The sequence below is a fragment of the Caulobacter sp. Root1455 genome (assembly GCF_001426905.1).
In the GTDB taxonomy this organism is placed as follows: Bacteria; Pseudomonadota; Alphaproteobacteria; order Caulobacterales; family Caulobacteraceae; genus Caulobacter.
This window is the reverse complement of sequence record NZ_LMFQ01000009.1, coordinates 86,490-109,680: the sequence shown is the minus strand read 5'-3', so window position 1 is coordinate 109,680 and position 23,191 is coordinate 86,490. Positions and strand designations below refer to the sequence as shown.

Sequence of the window (23,191 nt, the reverse complement as noted above, 5' to 3'; positions counted from 1 at the left end):
GATTGAAGCCGTACCGTTTCTGGGGGCCGCCGGGTGATCTTCGCCAAATCGCATCTCGACTTGCACAACATCCGCAACAACGTCGCGCGGGTGAAGAAGCTGTCGGACAACGTGGTCGGCGTGGGTCCGCTGGGCATCGGTCTGGACGGCCTGTTGACCTGGATTCCCGGGGCGGGCGAGCTCTACAGCCTGGGGGCCGGCGGGCTGATCGTCTGGGACGCCGTCCGCGCCCGCTCGGCGCCGATGATCGTCGTGCAGATCATGGCCATCATCTTGGTCGACACCGTGGCCGGCGCCGTGCCGGGCGTGGGCAAGGTGGCCGACATGCTGTTCACCGGCCACAAGTGGTCGGCCGACATGCTGACCAACCACATGGACGACACGATCTATTTCGAGGGCACGCGCAAGGAGGTGCAAGGCACCGCCGAGTACCGCGACCTGCTGGAGCGCATCCGGGCCGGCAAGGAAAAGCGGCGGGTCGTCTTTCTGGGCTAGGCGTTGTCCCGAAGAACGGCGGCCGGTTGTCGAAACAACCGACGTAAGGCTGAAGACAACCATTGGGGCGGAGGCGCGTTGACCCTGGCATGACCGAACGCACCGCGCAGACCGTCGAGGGCTACGTCGTCGACGAAGGGCATTCCAGCCATCGCCACAAGGCGCACCAGGCCTGGCGCCACGCCGAGACCATCAAGCGGCTCTCCGACCGGCTGATCGGCATAGGGCCGTTCGGCATCGGTCTGGACGGCGTGCTGGCCTGGGTGCCGGGCGTGGGCCTGGCCTATGGCCTGGGGGCCGGCGGGGTGCTGCTGTACCACGCCATGCAGGCCGGGGCCTCCGGAGCGACCCTGGCGCGGATGGCCGCCTATCTGGCCGCCGACAACCTGTCCGACACCGTGCCGGTGCTGGGCTGGGCCGTCGACACCCTGTTCCCCGGCCACCTGATGGCCGCCAAGGCCCTGCAGAAGGACATCGAGTCCAGGCACGGCCTGCCCGACGAGATCGACGCCAAGACCCGCAAGAAGCGGAAGGTGAAGCAGGGGCGGCGGTAGGCGCGCTCAGAACAGGCGATCGTACCACCGGGCAGGGCCCTGAAGCCGCTGGGCCACGAAATCGCATCGACCGTGACGCCAGTCGAAGACGTGTCCTCCGTCGAGGCAGGCGTCGGCCTCGAGCTCCCGGCTGACCCACCACGTCGTCGCGAGCAGGCCGGCGACGCAGGCGGCGGCCAGGCCGACCCGGGGAAGCGCCGTCATGCCAGCGAGGCCTTGCGCGGCGCGGACGAACGCTGGCGGCGGCCATAGGCGATCTGCCAGACGCCAAGGCCGGTGAGCAGGCCCAGCACGGCGCTCAGCGGCCACAGCAGCACGACGTCGGCCGCTTGCAGGCCGATCAGCTTGATGGCGACCGCGACGCCCGTCGCGGCGCCGATTATGGCGGCCAGGCTTCGGTGATGCCGCCCGAACTGATGCAGGCAGGCCCAGGCGCAGGCGGCGCAGAACACGTAGGGCCACCCCAGCACCGCGCCGAACGGCAGGGCGGTGATCGCCGCCGAGGCGGCGGTGGCGGCGCGCTGGGCGAAGGCGGTGGCGTCGTCGGTCCAGATCATCGCCTGCGACAGGACCAGGGCGGGAAAGGCGAAGGCGAAGACGATCGCGGCGACGATGCGGGAGAAGGTGGTCGTCTCGCGGGCGGGCGGCGGGAGCATGGGCGGGGCCTTGGTGGTTGAGGTCGGGAGGCCTCATCCAGCGCCGTTGCCGTGTGTCCCTTGGCGGGGTCTCTTGGGAGATGTGATCAAGAGGCGGTGCAGGGTTTGGAGGGGGCGATTGGGGTCGACCCTAAATCATGCCATGTCCGCTTTCGGCAGGGAGATGATGGGTTCAAATCGACCCTAGTCGGCCTTAAAGCCTTGGTGGATCGGAGCTCTGTCGTCTGGCCGTGTCAATGACGGCCCGAAGGGCCGCCGCGGGGCGGCCGGCCGGAGGCCGGTCATTGACCCGGCCAGACGACAGAGCAGGCTCGCCATCAAGGTTTCAAGGCGCGGCCTCGCCGCTGCGGGCGGGCTTTCAACACCCCCCACGTCCGTCATCCTCGGACTTGTTCCGAGGACCCCTGCCTCCGCCGCGAAAGCCGTGGGGTGGCGGGCCGGCCCGCCATTGAACCGACAGCTCGACTGAACGCGGGGTCCTCGGAACAAGTCCGAGGATGACGGTGAAAAAAGGGATCTATGCTCGGTGCATAGCGATCAAAGTCCTGCAAAATCAACGCGCTAAACTTTCTCGACCCGATTTGATCCTCACCCTCCAAACCACCCGCATAATGCTCCCACCTGAAGGCACGGGGAGGGCGCACGTACGGCGACCGATGCGGCTTTCGGGGGTGGTCGAGCGGGAAGCGCTTGTCGGTGGCCTTGAGTGGCGCCTTCGCGACGGTCCTGGGCAGGTTCCTTGCAACACAGGACGAAGGAGCGCCAACTCTCCGCCCGTCGGGGGCCTCCATCGGAGCGGGTTAAAAATCCGCGATCCGAAGGCTTCCGGATAACGGTTCCACGCGAAGCGCCTGACTTCGTCGAAACGGTATTCAAAACTGCAAATCATCCGGGCGAGGCCCGGGCGCTTCGCACCCTCCCCATCCAGCTCAGCGGTGAACCGCGTGAGGCGGCGAAGCCGCGCCTCCAAGGTCCTCCCCCTGTGGGGGAGGTGTCGCCCAAAGGGCGACGGTGGGGGGAGTGATCGGCAGAAGGTCAGAACCCGGATCGACGATCCGATGACTCCCCCCACCGATCGCTGCGCGATCGCCTCCCCCACAGGGGGAGGACCTAACCCGTGGGCTTGCGCTGCTACGCCGCCTCGCCCTGGGTATAGCCCAGCTGCTTGTTCAGCTTGTCCAGCAGCTCGATCACCGCCTCGGCGATCACCGTGCCCGGCGGGAAGATCGCCGCGGCGCCGGCGTCGCGCAGGGCCTGGAAGTCCTGGGGCGGGATCACGCCGCCGACCACCATCATGATGTCGGGGCGACCCTGCCGGGCCAGTTCGGCCTTCAGTTCCGGGGCCAGGGTCAAGTGCCCCGCCGCCAGGGACGAGGCCCCGACGATGTGGACGTCGTTCTCGACCGCCTGCTTGGCGGCCTCGGCCGGGGTCTGGAACAGCGGGCCGATGTCGACGTCGAAGCCGAGGTCGGCGAAGGCGGTGGCGATCACCTTCTGGCCGCGGTCGTGGCCGTCCTGGCCCATCTTGGCGACCAGGATGCGGGGGCGGCGGCCGTCGGCCTGCTCGAAGGCCTCGACCATGGCCTTGGCCCGGGCGGCGGCCGGGTCGCTGCCGGCTTCCTTCATGTAGACCCCCTGGATCGACTGGATGGTGGCGCGGTGGCGGCCGAAGACGTTCTCCATGGCCAGGCTGATCTCGCCGACCGTGGCGTGGGCGCGGGCCGCGTCGACGGCCAGGGCCAGCAGGTTGCCGGTCCCCCGCGCGCCGTCCTCCAGCGCCTTCAGCGCCGCGGCGGTCCTGGCCGGATCGCGCTCGGCCTTCAGGCGGGCCAGCTTCTCGAGTTGCTGATTGCGCACGGAGCTGTTGTCGACCTTCAGCATCGGGATGTCGTCGGCGATCTCGGGCTTGTAGCGGTTGACGCCGACCACGCTCTGCTTGCCGCTGTCGATGCGGGCCTGGGTCTTGGCGGCGGCTTCCTCGATCCGCAGCTTGGGCAGGCCCTGCTCGATGGCCTTGGCCATGCCGCCCAGGGCCTCGACCTCCTCGATGTGGGCCAGGGCCCGGACCGCCAGATCGTGGGTCAGCTTCTCGACGTAGTAGCTGCCGCCCCAGGGGTCGGCGACGCGGGTCGTGCCGCTCTCCATCTGCAGGAACAGCTGGGTGTTGCGGCTGATCCGGGCCGAGAAGTCGGTGGGCAGGGCCAGGGCCTCGTCCAGGCTGTTGGTGTGCAGGCTCTGGGTCTGGCCGTTCACGGCCGCCATCGCCTCGACGCAGGTGCGGGCGACGTTGTTGAACACGTCCTGCGCCGCCAGCGACCAGCCCGAGGTCTGGCTGTGGGTGCGCAGGGACAGCGAGCGGTCGTCCTTGGGATCGAACTCGCGCTTCATCAACCGCGCCCACAGCAGGCGGGCCGCGCGCATTTTCGCGACTTCCATGAAGTAGTTCATGCCGATCGCCCAGAAGAACGACAGACGCGGGGCGAAGGTGTCGATGCTCATGCCCGCCGCCACGCCGGCCCGGGCGTACTCCACGCCGTCGGCCAGGGTGTAGGCCAGCTCCAGGTCGGCCGAGGCCCCGGCCTCCTGCATGTGGTAGCCGCTGATCGAGATCGAGTTGAACTTCGGCATGTTGGCCGAGGTGTAGGCGAAGATGTCCGAGATGATCCGCATCGAGGGGCCGGGCGGATAGATGTACGTATTGCGGACCATGAACTCCTTGAGGATGTCGTTCTGGATGGTCCCGGACAGCTTGTCGGGGCTGACGCCCTGCTCCTCGGCGGCGACGATGTAGAGCGCCAGGATCGGCAGCACCGCGCCGTTCATGGTCATCGACACGCTCATCTTGTCGAGCGGGATGCCCGAGAACAGCGTGCGCATGTCGAGGATCGAGTCGATGGCCACGCCGGCCATGCCGACATCGCCCTTCACCCGCTCGTGGTCGCTGTCGTAGCCGCGGTGGGTGGCCAGGTCGAAGGCCACGGACAGGCCCATCTGGCCGGCGGCCAGGTTGCGCCGATAGAAGGCGTTGCTGTCCTCCGCGGTCGAGAAGCCCGCGTACTGCCGCACCGTCCACGGGTTGGTCACGTACATGGTCGGATAGGGGCCGCGCAGATACGGCGCGACGCCGGGATAGCCGTCGGTGAAGTCCAGGCCGGCGGTGTCGTCGGCCGTGAAGGCCGGGGGCACGTCGACGCCCTCGGGCGTCGTCCAGACCGCGCCGTCGGGGGCGGCGGTCGTCGTCCCCGCCGCGAAGGCGACGTCCTTGAAATCGGGGAACTGGCTCATGCTTGCGCTCCCTCGAAGGCGGCCGAGAACCGGATGGGCGTCAGGGGCGGGCAGCGGGAATCCGGTCCGGGCACACGCACGCTGGGCGGATCGGCGGCGAAGTCGGCGGCCTTGGGCGTGGCGACCTCCACCGGCTTGTCGTCGGCGTTGGGGAAGGCGGTGACGCCCAGGATCTTGCGGCTCTTGTCGGCGAAGGCGGCTTCCTGCGCGGCGCGGGTGGCGCCGACGATGTCGCTGATCAGGCCGCTCTCCAGCGCCTTGACGATTCCGCCGGCCGCTTCGATGGCCTGGAAGCCGCCCCAGGCGGCGCGGGCCAGCTGGTCGGTCAGGCTGTCCAGGTACCAGGCGCCGCCGGCCGGGTCGGCGACGCGGCCCAGGTGACTCTCCTCCATCAGCACCAGCTGGGTGTTGCGGGCCTGGCGGCGCGCGAAGGCCGTGGGCAGGCCGATCGCGTCGGTGAAGGCGCCCAGCACGACGGCGTCGGCCCCGCCGACCGCGCCGGCGAAGCCCGCGGAGGTCAGGCGCAGCAGGTTGGTCCAGGCGTCGGCCCGGGTCAGCATCCGGTGCGAGGAGCGGGCCTCGATGACGGCGGGAACCGCGACGCCGCAAGCCTGGGTGATCCGCGCCCACAGGGCCCGGGCCGCCCTGAGTTTGGCGATGCCGGTGAAGTATTCCGCGTCGAGGCTGACGCCCAGGGTGATGCGCGAGAAGGCCTCTTCCATCGACAGGCCCGCGCGGACCAGGGCCTTGGCGTAGGCCAGGGCGCTGGCGGCCATCACCGCCAGCTCCTCGGTGTTGGAGCCGCCGGCCTCGTGCGCAGCGCGGCCGGTGGCCAGCATCAGGCTGGCCTTGGCGTAGGTCTGGGACAACCGCGCGCCGACGGTCGCCGCCGAGATCAGGTGGCCCTCGATCGGACCGGGGCTGACGCCGGCCTGGGCGAAGGCGGTCAGCGGATCCATGTGGAAGGCCAGGGGCGCATTGGGCGCGGCCTTGGCCAGGCCGCCCAGCCAGTCGGCGGCCTTGGGGCCCAGGAAGCCGGCGTCCAGGGCGATGGGGGCCAGGTCCAGCAGCACGCCGTTCAGCGCCTGGGCCAGATCCTGCAGCGAACCGACGGCGACGCCGTTGACGCCGGTGGGGTCGAGGGCCAGCAGCGCCGAAGCCGCGCCGCCCTCCAGGTCCTTCATGATCTCGGCGGCGGCCTGGCGGGGATCGGGGTGGGCGGCGCGCATGCGCAGGTCCCAGGGACGGTCGGCGTCGCGGGCCCGCAGATCGCGCGCCACGGCCACGCCGTCTTCCGCCGTGTAGAGCGGCCGGATGGCGATTCCATCGGGAGTCTTGGTGACGAGCGCGTCGTCGAACGCCTGGCCCTTCAGGGTCTTCTCGACCAGGGCCATCCACCTGGCCTGGGCCTTGGCCTGGTCCGGGGGACCGAAATCTTCCGCCAACGGCGTGATCGCCTGAGTCACGGCGTCTCTCTCCTGCACTGCAGCATTTTCTTGTTTTGGTCAGCAGATGCGCCTGTGCCCTAGGGTAGGTCAAGCGCTTGCGCGCGGTGCGAACGACCGTTTAAGCTAACGCCGTTTACATGAGCGGCCCGGAGCGGCCGCCACAAAGGAGACGTCCCCCATGGCCTTGCCGCCGATCCTGCGCGACCGCCTGCGCCTGCCCGTCATCGCGTCTCCGCTGTTCATCATCAGCAACCCCGACCTGGTGATCGCCCAGTGCAAGGCCGGCGTCGTCGGGTCGTTCCCGGCCCTGAACGCGCGGCCGATCTCGCAGCTGGACGAGTGGCTGGCGCGGATCACCGAGGAGCTGGCGGCTTACGACAAGGCCAATCCCGACGCCCCCTCGGCGCCGTTCGCGGTCAACCAGATCGTCCACCGGAGCAACAACCGGCTCGAGGAAGACATCGCCATGTGCGTCAAGCACAAGGTCCCGGTGGTGATCACCTCGCTGGGCGCTCGCGAGGATCTGAACGGCGCGATCCACAGCTACGGCGGGATCACCCTGCACGACGTGATCAACGACAAGCACGCCCACAAGGCCATCGAGAAGGGCGCCGACGGCCTGATCCCGGTCGCGGCCGGCGCCGGCGGCCACGCCGGCACCCTGTCCCCGTTCGCTCTGGTCCAGGAGATCCGCGCCTGGTTCGACGGGCCGGTGGCGCTGTCGGGCTCGATCGCCTGCGGCCGCTCGATCCTGGCCGCCCAGGCCATGGGCGCGGACCTGGCCTATGTCGGCTCGGCCTTCATCGCCACGAAGGAAGCCAACGCGCCCCAGGGCTACAAGGACACCATCGTCGAGGCCTCGGCCAACGACATCGTCTATTCGAACCTGTTCACCGGCGTGCACGGCAACTATCTGCGCCAGTCGATCGTCCGGGCGGGCCTGGATCCCGAGAACCTGCCGGTCAGCGATCCTTCGGCCATGAACTTCGGCTCGGGCGGCAACCAGGAGGCCAAGGCCTGGCGCGACATCTGGGGTTCGGGCCAGGGCGTCGGCGCCATCGACGCGGTGCTGTCGGCCGGCGAACTGGTGGCCAAGTTCGCGGAGCAGTACGAGGACGCCAAGGCGGAACTGGCGGCCAAGACCGCGCTGACTTCGGGGCACCGCCTGGCTTTCGCGGCCCAGTAGACGGGGACGGGCAGGGGATCGACGGCTGTCGGTCCTCCGGGACTCCCGGCGGGGCGAAACTGGAGGCGTTGAAACCCTCCAGGAGCTCCCATGTCCAACGACGTCACGCCTCGCCTGTCGCTGCCCTTCGTCGCCGCCGGCCAGGCCCAGAAGCACATCACCGTCAACGAGGCCCTCGGCAAGCTGGACGGCCTCGTCCAGCTGGCTGTCCATAGCCGCACGGTCGCCGCCCAGCCGGCCTCGCCCGTCGACGGGGCGATGCATATCCTGCCCGCCGGCGCGACCGGCGCCGCGTGGTTAGACAAGGCCGCCGGCCTGCTGGCCCGCCATGTCGACGGGGTCTGGGAGACCCTGGCGCCCTCGGCCGGCTGGCTGGCCTGGATCATCGACGAGGGCCTGGCCCTGATCCACGACGGCGAGAACTGGACCCCGCTGTCCTCCACCTTCAAGAACCTGACGGCCGCCCGCTCGCCGTTCTTCGCCGCCACCCGGTTCGAGATCCTCGAACAGGAGGTGACCTTGTCGGGCGCGTCGGTCGCCACCAGCGTGGCGATCCCCAGTCGCGCCATCGTGCTGGGCGTCTCGACCCGCACCAGCGTGGCGATCACCGGGGCGACCTCGTACAGCTGCGGCGTGGCCGGCGACACGGGCAAGTTCGGCGCGTCGCTGGGCGTGGCCAAGAACGCCAGCAATGTCGGGGTGATCGGCCCGACGGCCTACTACGCTGACACGCCGGTGGTGATCACCGCGGCCGGCGGGAGCTTCACCGGCGGCAAGGTGCGCGTGTCGATCCAGGTCATGAGGTTCGACCCGCCGGCGGCCGTCTGATCCCTTTTCGTCGCAGTGGCGGCATGGCGGTTGACCCCACCCGCGCATGCCGCTACTCAGCCGCCACCTTTGGGGAGTAGCCGCCCGCGCCTGTCAGCGGGGCCCGTCGTCAACACACTTGCCTTTCTTTCTTGAGTGGAAGGGGCATGGCGCGGGTGAAGGAAGCCACCAGCTTCCGCGGCGAGACCAATGGCGTCGGTTTCCGTTCCGGGCTGGGCGGGGTCTCCGACGCTATTGGCGCGCGCTCGGCCCGGACGGTGTTTTTAGATCATGGAATCCCTGCTCGTTTCGGCCCTCGTGGTGGCCATCGCCGAGATCGGCGACAAGACCCAGCTGCTGGCCATCATCCTGGCCACCCGCTTCAAGAAGCCCGTGCCGATCATCCTGGGCATCTTGGTCGCCACCCTGGCCAACCACGCCCTGGCGGCCCTGGCCGGCTCGCTGGCCTCGGGCTTCTTCGGCGGCGTCTGGTTCAAGTGGGCGATCGCCATTTCGTTCATCGCCATGGCCGCCTGGGCCCTGATCCCCGACAAGGCCGACGATGACATGCCCGGCGGCAAGGGCCGCTACGGCGTGTTCCTGACCACCACCATCGCCTTCTTCCTGGTCGAGATGGGCGACAAGACCCAGATCGCCACGGTGGCTTTGGGCGCGCGGTTCCACGACGTGCTCTGGGTCGCGGCCGGCACCACCCTGGGCATGATGGCGGCCAACATCCCGGCCGTGTACCTGGGCGAGGCGGCGACCAGGATCGTGCCGCTGAAATACGTCCGCCTGGGCGCGGCGCTGATCTTCCTGGGTCTTGGGGTCTGGACCGGTCTCGAGGCCTTCCGCACCTGACGCAACCGAAATCCCGCTCTCTCCGTTCTCCCGCATCTGAACTGTGGGAGGACGGAAGATGAGCGACCTATCGCCATCGGAATTTCATGAAGACGTCTACGCGCACCCGCTGATCTCATGGGGCGCGGTGATCGCGGGCGTGGCGGTGGCCATCGCGTTGGGAGCCTTGCTCAACATGCTGGGCCTGGCCATCGGCGCGACCGCCGCCAACCCTTGGACCATGGACAGCGGCGACGCCAAGGCCCTGACGATCGGCGGCGGCCTGTGGGTGGCGTTCTCCAACGCCGTGGCTCTGCAGGTCGGCGCCTACATCGCCGCCCGCGCCGCCAAATATCCCGATCATCACCGGGGCCTGTTCCAGGGCCTGGCGGTCTGGGGCGTCGCCTTCGTCCTGGCCTTCGCGGGCCTGGGCAGCAGCGTCGGCGGCATCCTGCACGGCGGCGACGCGGCGGTCGAGGCCTACGCCACGGCCGCCGACGAAGTCTCGGGTCCGGACGATCGGATCAGCGACGCCGACGCCAAGGCCGCGGCCGAGCAGGCCGGCGACGCCACCGCCAGCCTGGCTTGGTGGGGCGTGGCGACCATGGTCCTGGGCGCGATCGGCGCCGTCGCCGGCGGCCGCCTCGGCGCCCGCCACCCCGTCTGGTTCCGGCGCGCCCGCGTCGTGGTCACCAGCGTCTAGGAGGTTCCGATGAAGGGCATTTTCCTCTGGCTGCTGGGCATCCCACTGCCGATCATCCTGTTGCTGTACCTGTTCCACGTGCTTTGACCCGACGAGGCCCGCCCGCTCTTGATGCGGACGGGCCTCAGCGCCACAAGGGTCCTGCACGAAGGGAACCTTGATGACCGAGCGCGGCTGGGAGTTCTGGATCGATCGCGGCGGCACCTTCACCGACATCGTCGCGCGGCGTCCCGACGGGACCCTGCTGACCCACAAGCTGCTCTCCGAGAATCCCGAGCAATACGAAGACGCCGCCGTGGCCGGCGTACGGACCCTGCTCGACGGCCAGAGCGCCATCGACGCGGTCAAGATGGGCACCACCGTCGCCACCAACGCCCTGCTCGAACGCCAGGGCGAACCCACCGTCCTGGTGATCACCCAGGGCCACGCCGACGCCCTGCGGATCGGCTACCAGGCGCGGCCTAAGCTGTTCGACCGCCATATCGTCAAGCCCGAGGCCCTCTACACGCGCGTGGTCGAGATCGACGAGCGGATCAGCGTCGAGGGCGCGGTGCTGCGTTCGCTGAACGAGGGGGCCGCCCGCGCCGGTCTGCAAGCCGCCTTCGACGCCGGCTTCCGCGCCGTGGCCATCGTGCTGCTGCACGGCTTCCGCTTCACCGACCACGAGGCGCGGGTGGCGGCTATCGCCCGCGAGGTCGGCTTCGCCCAGGTGTCGGTCAGCCACGAGGTCAGCCCGCTGATGAAGCTGGTCGGACGTGGCGACACCACGGTGGTCGACGCCTACCTGTCGCCGATCCTGCGACGCTATGTCGACAAGGTGGCCGACGCCTTGGGCAGGGAGACGCGGCTGCTGTTCATGCAGTCGAACGGCGGTCTGACCGACGCCCACGCCTTCAGGGGCAAGGACGCGATCCTGTCCGGCCCGGCCGGCGGGGTGGTCGGCATGGCCAGGACGGCGGTCCAGGCCGGCTTCGAGCGGGTGATCGGCTTCGACATGGGCGGCACCTCGACCGACGTCTGCCATTTCGCCGGCGAGTACGAGCGGGCCTACGAGACAGTGGTGGCGGGCGTGCGAATGCGCGCCCCGATGATGAACATCCACACCGTGGCGGCCGGCGGCGGCTCGATCTGTTCGTTCGACGGAGCACGGTTCCGCGTCGGCCCGGCTTCGGCCGGCGCCAATCCCGGTCCGGCCTGTTACCGGCGCGGCGGGCCGCTGACGGTGACCGACTGCAACGTCATGCTGGGCAAACTGTCGCCGGACTTTTTCCCGGCGGTGTTCGGACCCAACGCCGACCAACCGCTGGATCGCGACGTGGTCGTGGCCAAGTTCGAGACCCTGGCCGCCGAGATCCTGGCGGCCACCGGCAAGGCGATGACGCCGGTCGAGATCGCCGAGGGCTTCGTGACCATCGCCGTGGAGAACATGGCCAAGGCCGTGCGGCAGATCTCGATCCAGCGCGGCTATGACGTCACCAAGTACGTCCTGGCCTGTTTCGGCGGGGCGGGCGGCCAGCACGCCTGCCTGGTGGCCGACGCTCTGGGCATGACCGAGGTGATGATCCACCCGTTCGCCGGGGTGCTCAGCGCCTACGGCATGGGTCTGGCTGATTTGCGGACGCTGCGCGAGGCGACAGTCGAGCAGCCGCTCAACGACGCCGCCGCCGACCTGGCCGCCCGCGCGGAGGTCCTGACCGGCGAGGCGGAAGCGGCTTTGCGCGGCCAGAATGTGCCGTTGATCCGTGTCGAGACGATCGCCAGCCTGCTGGTCAAGTACGCCGGAACCGACACGCCGCTGCGCGTGCCGCTCGGCGACGTCGAAGCCGTGCGCGAGGGGTTCGAAACCCTGCACCAACGGCGGTTCGGCTTCGTCTCGCCGAGCACCGCCTTGGTCGTCGAGGCCCTGGCCGTGGAGGCCATCGGCCATGCCTACGCGGGTGAGGCGCCGGACCTGGGCTTCGGCGCGGACTCCAAGCCCGAACCCCTGGCGACCCTGACCGTGCGCATGGCCGGCGCCGAGCACGCCACGCCGGTCTTCGACCGCGCCGCCCTGCCGATCGGCGGCGAGGTGGCCGGGCCGGCCATCGTGCGCGAGGACACCGGCACCACGGTGATCGAGCCTGGTTGGCGCGCCACGGTCGACCGCCATCTGAACCTGATCATCGACCGCGTCGCGGCCCTGGCCCCGCGTCAGGCGGCCGGGACCAAGGCCGATCCGGTGATGCTGGAGGTGTTCAACAACCTGTTCATGGCCGTGGCCGAGGAGATGGGCTTCGCCCTGCAGAACACCGCCTATTCGGTCAATATCAAGGAGCGGCTGGACTTCTCCTGCGCCCTGTTCGACCGCGACGGGAACCTGATCGCCAACGCCCCGCACATGCCGGTGCACCTGGGCTCGATGGGCGACAGCGTGCGGGCGATCCGCGACGGACGGCTGCACGACGGCCGGGGTCTGAAGCCCGGCGACGTCTACATGCTCAACGCCCCCTACAACGGCGGCACCCACCTGCCGGACGTGACGGTGGTCATGCCGGTGTTCGACGCGGCCGGCGTGCTGGCCTTCTACGTCGCCGCGCGCGGCCACCAGGGGGACATCGGGGGCATTACCCCAGGTTCGATGCCGCCCAACAGCCGCACGGTCGAGGAGGAGGGGGTGCTGATCGAGAACTTCCTGCTGGTCGAGGGCGGGCGGTTCCTGGAAGCCGAGGTCCGAACCCTGCTTGCCTCGGGCGAATGGCCAGCCCGCAATCCCGACCAGAACATCGGCGACCTCAAGGCCCAGGTGGCGGCTTGCGCACGTGGAGCCGAGAGCCTGACCGGACTGGTCGCCGAGTTCGGGCAGGAGGTGGTCGAGGCCTATATGGCCCACGTGCAGGACAACGCCGAGGAGGCCGTGCGGCGGGTGCTGGCGACCCTGTCGGACGGCGACTTCGCCTATGAACTGGACGACGGCTCGGTGGTGAAGGTGGCGATCACCGTCGATCGCGCGGCCCGCACGGCGCGGGTCGACTTCACCGGCACCAGCGACCAGGTCCCGACCAATTTCAACGCTCCGGCCTCGATCTGCCGGGCGGCGGCGCTGTACGTGTTCCGCACCCTGGTCGACGACGAGATTCCGATGAACGACGGCTGTCTGCGGCCGGTCGAGCTGGTGATCCCCGAGGGCTCGATGCTGCGGCCGCGTTATCCGGCGGCGGTGGTGGCCGGCAATGTCGAGACCAGCCAGGTGGTGGTCGACGCCCTCTACGGCGCGCTGGGCGTGATGGCCGCGGCCCAGGGGACGATGAATAACTTCACCTTCGGCGACGAGCGGCGGCAGTACTACGAGACCATCTGCGGCGGCGCGGGGGCGGGGCCCGATTTCGACGGCGCCGACGCGGTCCAAACCCACATGACCAACAGCCGCCTGACCGATCCGGAGGTGCTGGAGAGCCGCTATCCGGTGCTGGTCGAGGCGTTCTCGATCCGGCGCGGCTCGGGCGGGACGGGGACGCATCATGGCGGCGACGGCGTCGTGCGGAAGATCGGCTTCCGCGAGCCGATGACGGCGACCCTGCTGTCCAACCGCCGGCGCGTGGCGCCGTTCGGGCTGACCGGCGGTGGGGCTGGCGCGCTCGGCAAGGCGCGGGTCGAGCGGGCGGACGGCTCGGTGTTGGCGCTGGGCGCGACCGACGCGGTCGAGGTCGCGGCGGGGGATGCGATCGTGATCGAGACGCCGGGCGGCGGGGGCTACGGGGCCGCCTAGCTAGGTCCTCCCCCTGTGGGGGAGGCGGCCGAAGGCCGGTGGGCGGCGTTTTTGAGATCGTCGATCCGGGGTGCGGCCGACGGCCGATCACTCCCCCCACCGTCGGCTTCGCCGACACCTCCCCCACAGGGGGAGGGCCTTGGAAAGCGAGTTAAGCCAGCACGATCTTGCCATCCACCCGGCGCGCGATGCCCAGCGGGTTGCCGTCCTGCAGTTCCGCCGGCAGCAGGGCCGCCGGCAGGTTCTGGTACGAGACCGGGCGCAGGAAGCGGAAGATGGCCAGCGAGCCGACCGAGGTCGAGCGGCTGTCCGAGGTCGACGGGAACGGACCGCCGTGGACCATGGCGTGGCCGACCTCGACACCGGTGCCGAAGCCGTTGACCAGCACGCGGCCGGCCTTCAGCTCCAGGGTCGGCAGCAGGGCGCGGGCCAGGTCGGTGTCGGCCTCGTCCATGTGCACGGCGATGGTCAGTTGGCCTTCCAGGGCGGCCAGAACCTGGATCAGCTGGGCCAGGTCCTTGGCGCGGACCACCAGCGAGGCGGCGCCGAACACTTCGTCCTGCAGATGCGGGGTCGTCAGGAAGGTCGCGGCGTCGACCGAGAACAGCGTCGCACGGCCTTGGCCGTGGCCGCCGTCCAGGCCGTGGGCCACTTCGGTGACGCCCGAGGTCTCGGCCAGCGCCTTCACGCCGCCGGTGTAGGCCTTGCAGATGCCGGGGGTCAGCATCTGACCGGCCGGGGCCTTGGCGATGACCTCGGCGGTGGCCGCCAGGAAGGCGTCCAGCTCGGGACCGTCGATGCCCAGGATCAGGCCGGGATTGGTGCAGAACTGGCCCGCGCCCTGGGTCAGGGCGGCGACGAAGTCCGGCGCGATGGCCGCGCCGCGCGCCTTCAGGGCGTTGGGCAGGAGCAGGACCGGGTTGATGCTGCTCATCTCGGCGTAGAACGGGATCGGCTCGGGACGGCCCTGAGCGATGGCCAGCAGGGCCAGACCCGCGCGGCGCGAACCGGTGAAGCCGGCGGCCTTGATGCGGTTGTCGGCGACCAGGCCTTGCGAGATCTCGATGCCGGCGTCGTGCAGCAGGGCGAAGACGCCCGACGGCAGGCCACACGTCTTGACGGCGTCCTGGACGGCGCGACCGACCAGTTCCGAGGTGCCGGGGTGGGCGGGGTGGGCCTTGACCACCACCGGGCAGCCGGCCGCGAGGGCCGAGGCGGTGTCGCCGCCGGCCACCGAGAACGCCAGCGGGAAGTTGCTGGCGCCGAACACGGCCACCGGGCCCAGCGGCACGTTGCGCAGGCGAAGGTCCGGACGCGGCAGGGGCGCGCGGTCCGGCTGGGCCGGGTCGATGCGGGCTTCCAGCCAGCCGCCATCGCGCAGCACGCCGGCGAACATCTTCAGCTGGCCCATGGTGCGGCCGCGTTCGCCTTCCAGGCGGGCGCGGGGCAGGCCGGTCTCGGCCATGGCGCGGACGATCAGGGCGTCGCCGATCGCCTCGATCTTGGCGGCGATGGTTTCCAGGAACACGGCGCGCTGTTCGGGCAAGGTGGCGCGGTAGGGGCCGAAAGCCGCCGCCGCCAGGGCGCAGGCATCGTCGAGGTCTGCTTTCGTCGCGCCGCCGAAGGTGACGTCCAGCGCGCCGCCCGTGCTGGGATCGACCGCGAGGATCGAGCCGCCGGCTCCGGGGCGGGCGCCGCCGTCGATCAGAAGTTCACCGGTAATGGACAAAGGCGCGTTCCTCGTGGTTCGGAAGGGGTGGTTCGAATTCGGTTCGGGTCTTAAATGATACCGCTCCCATTGTCGTCAAGGCGTTGGGGGCAGACAGAATGTTTCACGCCGGTTACGGTCGTTCGAACCGGGGGGAAACAGGATTCTGAATGGCGAAGCGGCCGGCTACGATCATCCATGTCGCCGAAAAGGCGCGCGTGTCGGTCAAGACGGTGTCGCGGGTGCTCAACGACGAGCCCAATGTCACGCCGGACCTGAAGGCGCGGGTGCTCGCGGCGGTCGAGAAGCTTGGCTACAGCCCCAGTAAGGCCGCGCGGACCATGGCCGGCTCTCGTTCCTACCTGCTGGTCGCCTTCAACGACCGCCGCCTGACTCTGGACAACTGGCGCAGCGAGCGCGGCAATGAGTGGATCGACCAGATGCTGTACGGCGCCATGCTGCGCTGCGAGCAGTCGGGCTACCACCTGATGTTCGAGCTGGTCGACCGCGAGTCGGACCAGTTGGAACGGCAGATCACGGCGGTGCTGTCGTCGCTGCAGCCCGACGGCGTGATCCTGACGCCGCCCAACTGCGAGAACCCGGCGGTGCTGGGCGCCCTGAAAAAGCGAAGCATCCCGTTCGTCCGCCTGAACACTCCGGTGCGCGGGCAGGGGCCGCGGGTCTACATGGACGACCGCGCCGCCGCCCGACAGGCGACCAAGCACCTGCTGGGCCTGGGCCACAAGCGCATCGGCATGATCGCCGGCGATTACAGGTTCTCGTCCTCGATCCTGCGGGTCGAGACCTTCCAGGCGACCATGGCGGCGGCGGGGCTGCCCGTGCCGGACGCACGGATCTACAAGGGCGACTTCACGTTCGAGGCCGGGGTGGCGGGAGCCGAGGCGTTGCTGGACCTGCTCGAGCCGCCGACCGCGATCATGGCCTCCAACGACCAGATGGCGCTGGGCGTGGTCAGCGTCGCCCAGGCGCGCGGCCTGGCCGTGCCGGGCGATCTGTCGATCCTCAGCTATGACGACACGATCGGGGTGCGGCTGAGCACGCCGTCCCTGACGGCGGTGCGCCAGCCGGTGGCCAAGATGGCCGAGAAGGCCGCCGACATGCTGATTTGCGCCAGCGCGGCGGGCGAGAAGCAGATCGCCGGCAACACCCTGGTGCCGTTCGAGCTGATGGTGCGAGCCTCGACGGGGCCGGCGCCGAAATAGCGGGATCGGGGACAGGCGCATGCGCCTGTCCCCGGCCGCAATTACTTGCCGTCGTACGTCACCGGCAGCGTCTTGGCCGCCAGGGTCACCTCGGCCTTGGCGCGCAGGTCGCGGGACGAGGCGCCCAGCGACACCTCATAGGCGCCGGCGGCGATGGTCCAGGCCTTGGCCTTGGAGTCGAAGGTCGCCAGCAGGCGCGGGTCGACGGTGACGGCGACGGTGGTGCTGGCGCCGGGGGCGAGCTCGACCTTCTTGAAGCCGCCCAGGCGACGCGGCGCCTCCCAGCCACTTCTTCCATCCAAGGGGGCGCCCTTGGGCCCGACATAGACCTGGGGCACGTCCTTGCCGGCGGTCTTGCCCGTATTGGTCACCTTGAAGCTGACGGTCAGCGTGTCGCCGGCCGCCGAGGTCTTCAGGTCGCTGTAGCCGAAGGTCGAGTAGGACAGGCCGTGGCCGAAGGCGAACAGCGGCTGGTGGCCCTTCTTGTCGAACCACTTGTAGCCGACCGCCGCGCCCTCGATGTCGTAGTTGGCGTCGACCATCAGCTCGGGCTTGGAGTGGTCCCCATCGATCACCGGGCGCGGCAGTTGGTCGGCGCTCCGCGGGAAGGTGATCGGCAGGCGGCCGGACGGGTTGACCTCGCCGGTCAGCACCCGGGCGATCGCCTCGCCGCCGTTGGTCCCGGCGTACCAGGCCTCGACCACGGCGCCGACCTTGGGCAGCCACGGCATCAGAACCGGGCCGCCGGTTTCCAGGACCACCGCGGTCTTGGAATTGGCGGCGGCGACGGCGTCGATCAAGGCGTCCTGATCGTCGGCCAGGGTCAGCGAATAGTCCTGGGATTCGGCGGCCCACTGATGGGCGAAGACGATCACCAGATCGGCGCCGGCGGCGGCCTTGGCGGCGGCGGCCGGATCGGAGCCGTCGTCATAGGCGAACCGCGCGGCGGGGTTCCTGGCCTGCAGCGCCTTCAGCGGCGAGGAGGGGTGATAGACGATCGGGCCGGGGAAGCCCTTGGGGCCCAGGCCCTTCACCGCCATGCCGCCGACCGGGAAGACCTGCGAGGAGCCGCCGCCCGACAGCACGCCGACGTCGGAATGCGAGCCGATGACGACGATCTTCCTGGCGCTTTTGGCGATCGGGAGAAGGCCGCCGTCGTTCTTCAGCAGGACGATGGCTTCTTCCGCGTCGGCCTGGGTGACCTTGGCGTGGGCGGCGAAGTCGATCGGGCCCTTGACCACCGGGTGGTCGAACAGGCCGTGGGCGAACATCGAGCGCGTGATGCGCCGGGCCATGTCGTCGAGGCGCGCCTGCGACACCGAACCGTCGGCCAGGGCGGCCTTCAGCGGCGCGCCGAAGAAGGGCTGCTTGTCGAAGGTGTAGGCCGACTCCTGGTCCAGGCCCGCATTGGCCGCCTTGGCGGTCGAGTGCGTGCCGCCCCAGTCCGACATCACATAGCCCGTATAGCCCCAGTCTTTCTTGAGCACCTCATTCAGCAGGTAGTCGCTCTCGCAGGCGTAGATGCTGTTGATGCGATTGTAGGCGCACATCACCGCGCCGGGGCTGGCCTTCTCGATGGCGAACTCGAACGCCAGGAGGTCGGACTGGCGCGCGGCGGCGTCGCCGATGTTGGAGCTGACCGTCATGCGGTTCGTCTCCTGGCCGTTCAGCGCCCAGTGCTTGATGGTCGAGATGATGTTGTTGGACTGGATGCCCCTGATCTGGGCCCCGACCATCACGCCGGCCAGCAGCGGATCCTCGCCGCCATATTCGAAGTTGCGGCCGTTGCGCGGGTCGCGGGCCAGGTTGGCACCGCCGGCCAGCTGGACGTTGAAGCCCGAGGCGCGGGCCTCCGAGCCGATCATCGCGCCGCCCTTGAAGGCCAGGTCCGGGTTCCAGGTCGCGGCGGTGGCGATGCCCGAGGGCAGGGAGGTGCGCTCCAGATAGGGATCGCTCGACTCACGCTGGGTGGCGACGCCGACGCCGGCGTCGGTTTCCCACTGCGGGGGCACGCCCAGGCGGGGGATTCCGGGGATGTAGCCTGCCGAACCCATGCGGGCCTCGGCGTGCGGCGTGAACTTGGGTTTCTGCTGGTTCGAGCCGAAATAGCCGAACACCAGGGTCAATTTCTCGTCCGGCGTCATCCGCGCAACGATCAGGTCGGCGCGCTGATCGGCGCTCAGCTTGGTGTTCATCCAAGGTTTCGATGCGCTCGAAGTCGCGACCTGGGCGTGGGCGGTGACCGTCGGCAGCGCCGTGGTCAGCATCAGGGCCATCACCAGGCCGCGCATCTGCTGTCGCTTCATTCTTTTCCTCCCAGTGACGTCTTGGCTATGTGCGCAACGTTCTTTGATCAATTTTGCCAGAAGGCGTTTGAATTTATCTATTCACGGCAAATTGGACGCGCGCTTCAACTAAATGTGTAACTCTGTGGAAAATTGATAACGTTGTCATACTTTGACTGTTCACGGGAAGCAAGCGGGCGCGCGCACGCGTTCATGTCCCCGCCAGGAAAACCGGCGGGCTGGGGAGGCGGCGGAACGTCCGGGGCGCGCCCGGAAGAGGTAGAGGGAGAGTACCGTTTCGACACGTCACGGGCGCTCCGCGCGGCCTGTGCTCGAGAGCCTTCGGATCGCGGATTTTTAACCCGCTCCGATGGAGGCCCCATTCTTTGCTCTAAGGGGGGGCGGGCGGAGGGATGGCAACCCCGTCCGGACCGCGCGGGCGATTTCAGCCCGCGCCTGGCGCGTTCGCCGATCCTTCGCCGCCCGGGCTTCGTCCCGATGTTTCAGGGAACCTGCCCGGGACGCCCGAAGCGTCACTCAAGACCACCGACGAACGCTTCCCGCTCGACCGCCCCCGCCGCACGTCGAGGTCGCCGGCCGGACGTCCTCCCCTACGACAGGGCAGGGACAAGTATGGGGGCGGCCCGAGCGCCGAGGACAAGATTGGTCGAGAAAGTTCAAGGTATTGATTTCGCGCCATTCCGTCCCGGATGTTCCAAGGACCGACGCGGCCACGTCCCCCAAATTCCCGTCGTCCTCGGACTTGTTCCGAGGATCCCTTGTTCAGCTGAGGTGTCGGCGCAATGGCGCGCTGGCGCGCCACCCCACGGCCTTCGCGGCGGAGGCAGGGGTCCTCGGAACAAGTCCGAGGATGACGGCTCTGGAGGTGAGGCGCTGGGCCTTTCAAGATGTCCGCAGCACCCCTCTTGACGAACCCATAACTCGCCAGTTATGAGTAACCCATAGCCAACGGGTTATCAGTTCCCATGACCGACGCTCACGACGTGCTCTTCAGGACGCTCGCCGATCCCACCCGACGGGGGATCTTCGAGCGGCTGTGCCGCGACGGCGAGCAGACGGTCGGGGCCCTGACGGCCCTGGCGGGAGTCTCGCAGCCGGCCGTCTCCAAGCACCTGGGCGTGCTGAAGTCGGCCGGGCTGGTGAGCGATCGCCACGAAGGCCGACAGACGCACTACAGCGCCCAGCTGAACGCCCTGGCCCCGTTGGTCGACTGGACAAGCCGCATGGCCGGGTTCTGGGAGACCCGGTTCGACAATCTCGAGGACCTGCTCAACAGGATGGACCAATGACCAGCACCGCGACGCAAACGCGTTCCGTCGTCATCGAACGGGAGATCGCTCATCCCCCCGAAAAGCTCTGGCGGGCGCTGACCCAGCCGCACCTGATGGAGGAGTGGCTGATGAAGAACGACTTCAAGCCACAGGTGGGCCACAGCTTCAACCTGCGCGGCGAATGGGGCGGGGTGCTGGACTGCCAGGTCTTGGCCGTCGAGCCGAACAAGACCCTGTCCTACACCTGGAACTACGCGCACGAGGACGCCGCCTACAACCTGCAGAGCGTGGTGACCTTTACCCTGACCCCGACCAGCACGGGCACGCATCTGCGCGTCGAGCAGGCCGGCTTCAACCCGGATCAGAAGCAGGCCTACGGCGGCGCCCATGCCGGTTGGAAGTCGTTCCTCGGCAACCTGGATCAACTGCTGGAGCGCCTGGACTAGGGCCGCCGCGCCCTTCGCCCCGGCTCATTCTCAGAGGAGATTCCCCCATGAACGCCCTGATCCGGCAAATCCATCGGTGGCTGTCCATCGCCTTCACGGCGGGCGTCATCGGCTACATGATCGTCATGACCAAGGGGCAGCCCCCGGCGTGGGTCGGCCTGTTCGCGCTGGTCCCGCTGATCTTGCTTCTGGTCACTGGGCTGTACATGTTCGTGCTGCCCTATGTCGCCAAAGGGCGGAGCAGGCGGCGCGCGAGCGCATAGGGAGCGAGGGTCATGGCCGAGCCGAAACGGCTGTCGGGCGGCAACCCCCAGATCGCCAAGGGCGACGGCGACGCGCCGGTCCAGGCCTATATCGCGGCCATGCTGGGCTGGCAGAGCGAGGTCGGGCGCAAGCTCGACGCGCTGGTCGAGGGCGCCGTTCCCGGCGTGCGCAAGGCGGTGAAGTGGAACTCGCCGTTCTATGGCGTCGAGGAAACGACCTGGTTCCTCAGCCTCCATGCCTTCGCCAAATACATCAAGGTGGCCTTCTTCCGCGGCGCGGCGCTCGATCCCCCGCCGCCGGTCGGCTCCAAGCAGAAGGATGTGCGCTATTTCCACATCCACGAGGACGAACCGTTCGACGAGGCCCAGTTCATCGATTGGGTGAAACAGGCCAGCCAATTGCCCGGCGAGCGCATGTGAGCCGCCAGTACGAGGTGAGACGACCATGAAGAAGAAGATGGGCGGCCCGCTGGAGGGACCTCCTTCCGAGCTGATCGACAAGGCGATCGAGGCGCTGGAAGACTGGCGCGGCGAGACGCTGGCCAAGATCCGCAAGCTGATCCACGAGGCCGACCCCGACGTGGTCGAGGAGTGGAAATGGGGCATCCCGGTGTGGTCGCACGACGGGATCGTCTGCACCGGCGAAACCTACAAGGCCGCCGTGAAGACCACCTTCGCCAAGGGCGCGTCGGTCGAGGATCCTCAGGGCCTGTTCAACTCCAGCCTCGAAGGCGCCACCCGGCGGGCCATCGATTTCCGCCAGGGCGAGGCGATCGACGAGGCGGCGTTCAAGGCGCTGTTCCGCGCCGCCGCGGCGCTGAACGCCTCGAAGCCGAAGGCGGCGAAGAAGCGCGCTTAGAGCCGCTGCCTTTCCAATCCGCTCATCCCGGCGAAAGCCGGGACCCAGATCCCTTAGCGGAGTGGATGACTGGAGGGGCTCAGCGCTCATGGCGTCAGCTCCGGAGCCATTCCATCTGGGTCCCGGCATTCGCCGGGATGAGCGGAGTTTCTAGAGTTACACCCGCTCGACGATCACCGCCGGGGCCATGCCGCCGGCCGCGCACATGGTCACCAGGCCGCGCTTGAGGTCGCGGCGCTCCAGCTCGTCCAGGATCGTGCCGATCAGGATCGAGCCGGTGGCGCCGATCGGATGGCCCAGGGCCATGGCGCCGCCGTTGACATTGACCTTGTCGCGGTCGAGGCCCAGGTCGCGGATGAACTTCTCGGCCACCACGGCGAAGGCTTCGTTGATCTCCCACAGGTCGATGTCGTCGACGGTCAGCCCGGCCTTGGCCAGCACCTTGCGGGCGGCGGGGACGGGGGCGTTGAGCATCAGGGTCGGGCTGTCGCCCATGTTGGCCATGGCCACGACGCGGGCGCGGGGCTTGAGGCCGTGCCTGGCGGCGTAGGCCGGAGAGGCCAGCAGCACCGCCGCCGCGCCGTCGACCACGCCCGACGAGTTGCCGGCGTGGTGCACGTGCTCGATCTTCAGGTCCGGATAGACCTGGTTGATCAGCCCGCCCAGCGTGGTGCCCGCCTCGTCGATCGGTACGCCGGCGATGGCGCCGAACGAAGCCTTCAGGCCCGCCAGGCCTTCCAGGGTGGTCTCGGGGCGGGGGAACTCCTCGCGGTCCAGCGCGATCGAGCCGTCGTCGCGATAGACCGGGACCAGGGCGCGGTCGAAGCGGCCTTCGCGGATCGCCTGGTCGGCGCGCCGCTGGCTGACCAGGGCCAGTTCGTCCAGCGCCTGGCGCGAAATGCCTTCCAGGGTGGCGATGGCGTCGGCGCAGACGCCCTGGTGGCTCTGCGGATGCCTGGCGCGCAGGCGCAGGTTGCCGCTGTCCAGCAGGCCGGGCGAGGTGCGGTCGGCGGTGGCGGCCGTGTAGGACATCATCTCGGTCCCGCCGGCGATGACCAGGTCCTCCATGCCCGACATGATCGAGGCCGCGGCCAGGTTCACCGTGGTGATGCCCGAGCCGCAGAACCGGTCCAGGGTCATGCCGCTGGCCTTGGTGTCATAGCCGGCGTCCAAGGCCGCCATCCGGCCCAGGTCGCCGCCCTGCTTGCCGCGCTGGGTGCTGGTGCCCCAGATGATGTCGTCGACTTCGGCGGTGTTGAGGTTGTTGCGCTCGGCCAGGGCCTTCAGCACCGTGGCGGCCAGGTGCTGGGGGTGGAAGTCGGCCAGGGCGCCCTTGCCGACCTTGCCGATGCCACGGGGCGTGCGGCAGGCGTCGATGATCAAGGCTTCGGGCATG

The 23,191-nt window shown here is 69.1% G+C and carries 20 protein-coding genes; 13 read left to right on the top strand and 7 right to left on the bottom strand.

Features of this window, described 5'->3' with window-relative positions:
• Positions 1 to 33 precede the first annotated feature (33 nt).
• Both ASD21_RS06805 and ASD21_RS06800 read left to right on the top strand, forming a co-directional pair.
• Positions 34 to 495 carry a DUF4112 domain-containing protein gene (locus tag ASD21_RS06805; protein WP_056438591.1) on the top strand — a complete coding sequence of 154 codons (462 nt, stop codon included), beginning with the start codon at positions 34 to 36 and terminating at the stop codon, positions 493 to 495.
• Positions 496 to 584: 89 nt separating this feature from the next.
• A complete protein-coding gene (locus ASD21_RS06800; RefSeq protein WP_056438588.1) occupies positions 585 to 1,049 on the top strand; it encodes a DUF4112 domain-containing protein in 465 nt (154 codons plus the stop codon).
• A gap of 6 nt (positions 1,050 to 1,055) precedes the next feature.
• Here the strand turns inward: ASD21_RS06800 and ASD21_RS06795 are convergent, their stop codons facing one another.
• The 4 genes from ASD21_RS06795 to ASD21_RS06780 form a co-directional block, all read right to left on the bottom strand.
• Positions 1,056 to 1,253 (bottom strand): hypothetical protein, encoded by a 198-nt coding sequence (locus ASD21_RS06795; RefSeq protein ID WP_056438585.1) that lies wholly within the window; start codon positions 1,251 to 1,253, stop codon positions 1,056 to 1,058.
• Positions 1,250 to 1,705 carry a hypothetical protein gene (locus tag ASD21_RS06790; protein ID WP_056438582.1) on the bottom strand — a complete coding sequence of 152 codons (456 nt, stop codon included), beginning with the start codon at positions 1,703 to 1,705 and terminating at the stop codon, positions 1,250 to 1,252. The genes ASD21_RS06795 and ASD21_RS06790 overlap by 4 nt, the downstream gene beginning before the upstream one ends.
• Before the next feature lie 1,131 nt (positions 1,706 to 2,836).
• Positions 2,837 to 4,990 (bottom strand): methylmalonyl-CoA mutase, encoded by a 2,154-nt coding sequence (scpA, locus tag ASD21_RS06785; RefSeq protein WP_056438579.1) that lies wholly within the window; start codon positions 4,988 to 4,990, stop codon positions 2,837 to 2,839.
• A complete protein-coding gene (locus tag ASD21_RS06780) occupies positions 4,987 to 6,444 on the bottom strand; it encodes a methylmalonyl-CoA mutase family protein (RefSeq protein ID WP_056438629.1) in 1,458 nt (485 codons plus the stop codon). Before ASD21_RS06780 ends, scpA begins: the two co-directional genes overlap by 4 nt.
• A 172-nt stretch (positions 6,445 to 6,616) precedes the next feature.
• Here ASD21_RS06780 and ASD21_RS06775 point away from each other — a divergent pair, with 172 nt between their 5' ends.
• The 5 genes from ASD21_RS06775 (at position 6,617) to ASD21_RS06755 (ending at position 13,719) form a co-directional block, all read left to right on the top strand.
• Positions 6,617 to 7,624 (top strand): NAD(P)H-dependent flavin oxidoreductase, encoded by a 1,008-nt coding sequence (locus ASD21_RS06775; RefSeq protein ID WP_056438576.1) that lies wholly within the window; start codon positions 6,617 to 6,619, stop codon positions 7,622 to 7,624.
• A 90-nt stretch (positions 7,625 to 7,714) separates the two neighbouring features.
• Entirely contained in the window at positions 7,715 to 8,452 is a 738-nt protein-coding gene (locus ASD21_RS06770; protein WP_056438574.1) for a DUF2793 domain-containing protein, read from the top strand.
• Between the two features lie 270 nt (positions 8,453 to 8,722).
• Positions 8,723 to 9,292 carry a TMEM165/GDT1 family protein gene (locus ASD21_RS06765; RefSeq protein ID WP_056438571.1) on the top strand — a complete coding sequence of 190 codons (570 nt, stop codon included), beginning with the start codon at positions 8,723 to 8,725 and terminating at the stop codon, positions 9,290 to 9,292.
• A gap of 58 nt (positions 9,293 to 9,350) precedes the next feature.
• A complete protein-coding gene (locus ASD21_RS06760; RefSeq protein WP_056438569.1) occupies positions 9,351 to 9,974 on the top strand; it encodes a hypothetical protein in 624 nt (207 codons plus the stop codon).
• A gap of 160 nt (positions 9,975 to 10,134) precedes the next feature.
• Positions 10,135 to 13,719, top strand: a complete 3,585-nt coding sequence (locus ASD21_RS06755) for a hydantoinase B/oxoprolinase family protein (protein ID WP_056438567.1) — start codon at positions 10,135 to 10,137, stop codon at positions 13,717 to 13,719.
• 151 nt (positions 13,720 to 13,870) lie between these two features.
• Here ASD21_RS06755 and ASD21_RS06750 read toward each other — a convergent pair whose 3' ends face one another.
• Complete coding sequence (locus ASD21_RS06750; RefSeq protein ID WP_056438564.1) at positions 13,871 to 15,448, bottom strand: aldehyde dehydrogenase (NADP(+)); 1,578 nt, start codon at positions 15,446 to 15,448, stop codon at positions 13,871 to 13,873.
• A 149-nt stretch (positions 15,449 to 15,597) separates the two neighbouring features.
• Between ASD21_RS06750 and ASD21_RS06745 the strand changes: the two genes are divergently transcribed.
• Positions 15,598 to 16,650, top strand: coding sequence for a LacI family DNA-binding transcriptional regulator (locus ASD21_RS06745; RefSeq protein ID WP_056438555.1), 1,053 nt, complete (start codon positions 15,598 to 15,600; stop codon positions 16,648 to 16,650).
• 41 nt (positions 16,651 to 16,691) lie between these two features.
• Here ASD21_RS06745 and ASD21_RS06740 read toward each other — a convergent pair whose 3' ends face one another.
• Positions 16,692 to 18,956 carry a beta-glucosidase gene (locus tag ASD21_RS06740; RefSeq protein ID WP_056438553.1) on the bottom strand — a complete coding sequence of 755 codons (2,265 nt, stop codon included), beginning with the start codon at positions 18,954 to 18,956 and terminating at the stop codon, positions 16,692 to 16,694.
• 965 nt (positions 18,957 to 19,921) lie between these two features.
• On the opposite strand from ASD21_RS06740, the gene ASD21_RS06735 reads away from it, so the two are divergent.
• From ASD21_RS06735 to ASD21_RS06715, 5 genes are read left to right on the top strand one after another with little or no spacing between them, the layout of a single operon-like run.
• Positions 19,922 to 20,245 carry an ArsR/SmtB family transcription factor gene (locus ASD21_RS06735; protein ID WP_056438550.1) on the top strand — a complete coding sequence of 108 codons (324 nt, stop codon included), beginning with the start codon at positions 19,922 to 19,924 and terminating at the stop codon, positions 20,243 to 20,245.
• The gene (locus ASD21_RS06730; protein WP_056438548.1) at positions 20,242 to 20,673 is read left to right on the top strand and encodes an SRPBCC family protein; all 432 of its coding nucleotides are present in this window, start codon (positions 20,242 to 20,244) and stop codon (positions 20,671 to 20,673) included. The genes ASD21_RS06735 and ASD21_RS06730 overlap by 4 nt, the downstream gene beginning before the upstream one ends.
• A 47-nt stretch (positions 20,674 to 20,720) precedes the next feature.
• A complete protein-coding gene (locus ASD21_RS06725) occupies positions 20,721 to 20,936 on the top strand; it encodes a hypothetical protein (protein WP_056438546.1) in 216 nt (71 codons plus the stop codon).
• A gap of 12 nt (positions 20,937 to 20,948) precedes the next feature.
• Positions 20,949 to 21,356 (top strand): DUF1801 domain-containing protein, encoded by a 408-nt coding sequence (locus ASD21_RS06720; RefSeq protein WP_056438545.1) that lies wholly within the window; start codon positions 20,949 to 20,951, stop codon positions 21,354 to 21,356.
• Between the two features lie 25 nt (positions 21,357 to 21,381).
• Positions 21,382 to 21,795, top strand: a complete 414-nt coding sequence (locus ASD21_RS06715) for a DUF1801 domain-containing protein (RefSeq protein WP_056438543.1) — start codon at positions 21,382 to 21,384, stop codon at positions 21,793 to 21,795.
• 156 nt (positions 21,796 to 21,951) lie between these two features.
• Here ASD21_RS06715 and ASD21_RS06710 read toward each other — a convergent pair whose 3' ends face one another.
• Positions 21,952 to 23,190 (bottom strand): acetyl-CoA C-acetyltransferase, encoded by a 1,239-nt coding sequence (locus tag ASD21_RS06710; RefSeq protein ID WP_056438540.1) that lies wholly within the window; start codon positions 23,188 to 23,190, stop codon positions 21,952 to 21,954.
• Between the last annotated feature and the right edge of the window lies 1 nt (position 23,191).

Excerpts from the sequence above, each read along its gene's own strand:
- ASD21_RS06800 (WP_056438588.1), top strand. The coding sequence starts at position 585 with ATGACCGAACGCACCGCGCAGACCGTCGAGGGCTACGTCGTCGACGAA.
- ASD21_RS06795 (WP_056438585.1), bottom strand. The coding sequence starts at position 1,253 with ATGACGGCGCTTCCCCGGGTCGGCCTGGCCGCCGCCTGCGTCGCCGGC.
- ASD21_RS06790 (WP_056438582.1), bottom strand. The coding sequence starts at position 1,705 with ATGCTCCCGCCGCCCGCCCGCGAGACGACCACCTTCTCCCGCATCGTC.
- scpA (WP_056438579.1), bottom strand. The coding sequence starts at position 4,990 with ATGAGCCAGTTCCCCGATTTCAAGGACGTCGCCTTCGCGGCGGGGACG.
- ASD21_RS06775 (WP_056438576.1), top strand. The coding sequence starts at position 6,617 with ATGGCCTTGCCGCCGATCCTGCGCGACCGCCTGCGCCTGCCCGTCATC.
- ASD21_RS06770 (WP_056438574.1), top strand. The coding sequence starts at position 7,715 with ATGTCCAACGACGTCACGCCTCGCCTGTCGCTGCCCTTCGTCGCCGCC.
- ASD21_RS06765 (WP_056438571.1), top strand. The coding sequence starts at position 8,723 with ATGGAATCCCTGCTCGTTTCGGCCCTCGTGGTGGCCATCGCCGAGATC.
- ASD21_RS06760 (WP_056438569.1), top strand. The coding sequence starts at position 9,351 with ATGAGCGACCTATCGCCATCGGAATTTCATGAAGACGTCTACGCGCAC.
- ASD21_RS06755 (WP_056438567.1), top strand. The coding sequence starts at position 10,135 with ATGACCGAGCGCGGCTGGGAGTTCTGGATCGATCGCGGCGGCACCTTC.
- ASD21_RS06745 (WP_056438555.1), top strand. The coding sequence starts at position 15,598 with ATGGCGAAGCGGCCGGCTACGATCATCCATGTCGCCGAAAAGGCGCGC.
- ASD21_RS06740 (WP_056438553.1), bottom strand. The coding sequence starts at position 18,956 with ATGAAGCGACAGCAGATGCGCGGCCTGGTGATGGCCCTGATGCTGACC.
- ASD21_RS06735 (WP_056438550.1), top strand. The coding sequence starts at position 19,922 with ATGACCGACGCTCACGACGTGCTCTTCAGGACGCTCGCCGATCCCACC.
- ASD21_RS06730 (WP_056438548.1), top strand. The coding sequence starts at position 20,242 with ATGACCAGCACCGCGACGCAAACGCGTTCCGTCGTCATCGAACGGGAG.
- ASD21_RS06725 (WP_056438546.1), top strand. The coding sequence starts at position 20,721 with ATGAACGCCCTGATCCGGCAAATCCATCGGTGGCTGTCCATCGCCTTC.
- ASD21_RS06720 (WP_056438545.1), top strand. The coding sequence starts at position 20,949 with ATGGCCGAGCCGAAACGGCTGTCGGGCGGCAACCCCCAGATCGCCAAG.
- ASD21_RS06715 (WP_056438543.1), top strand. The coding sequence starts at position 21,382 with ATGAAGAAGAAGATGGGCGGCCCGCTGGAGGGACCTCCTTCCGAGCTG.
- ASD21_RS06710 (WP_056438540.1), bottom strand. The coding sequence starts at position 23,190 with ATGCCCGAAGCCTTGATCATCGACGCCTGCCGCACGCCCCGTGGCATC.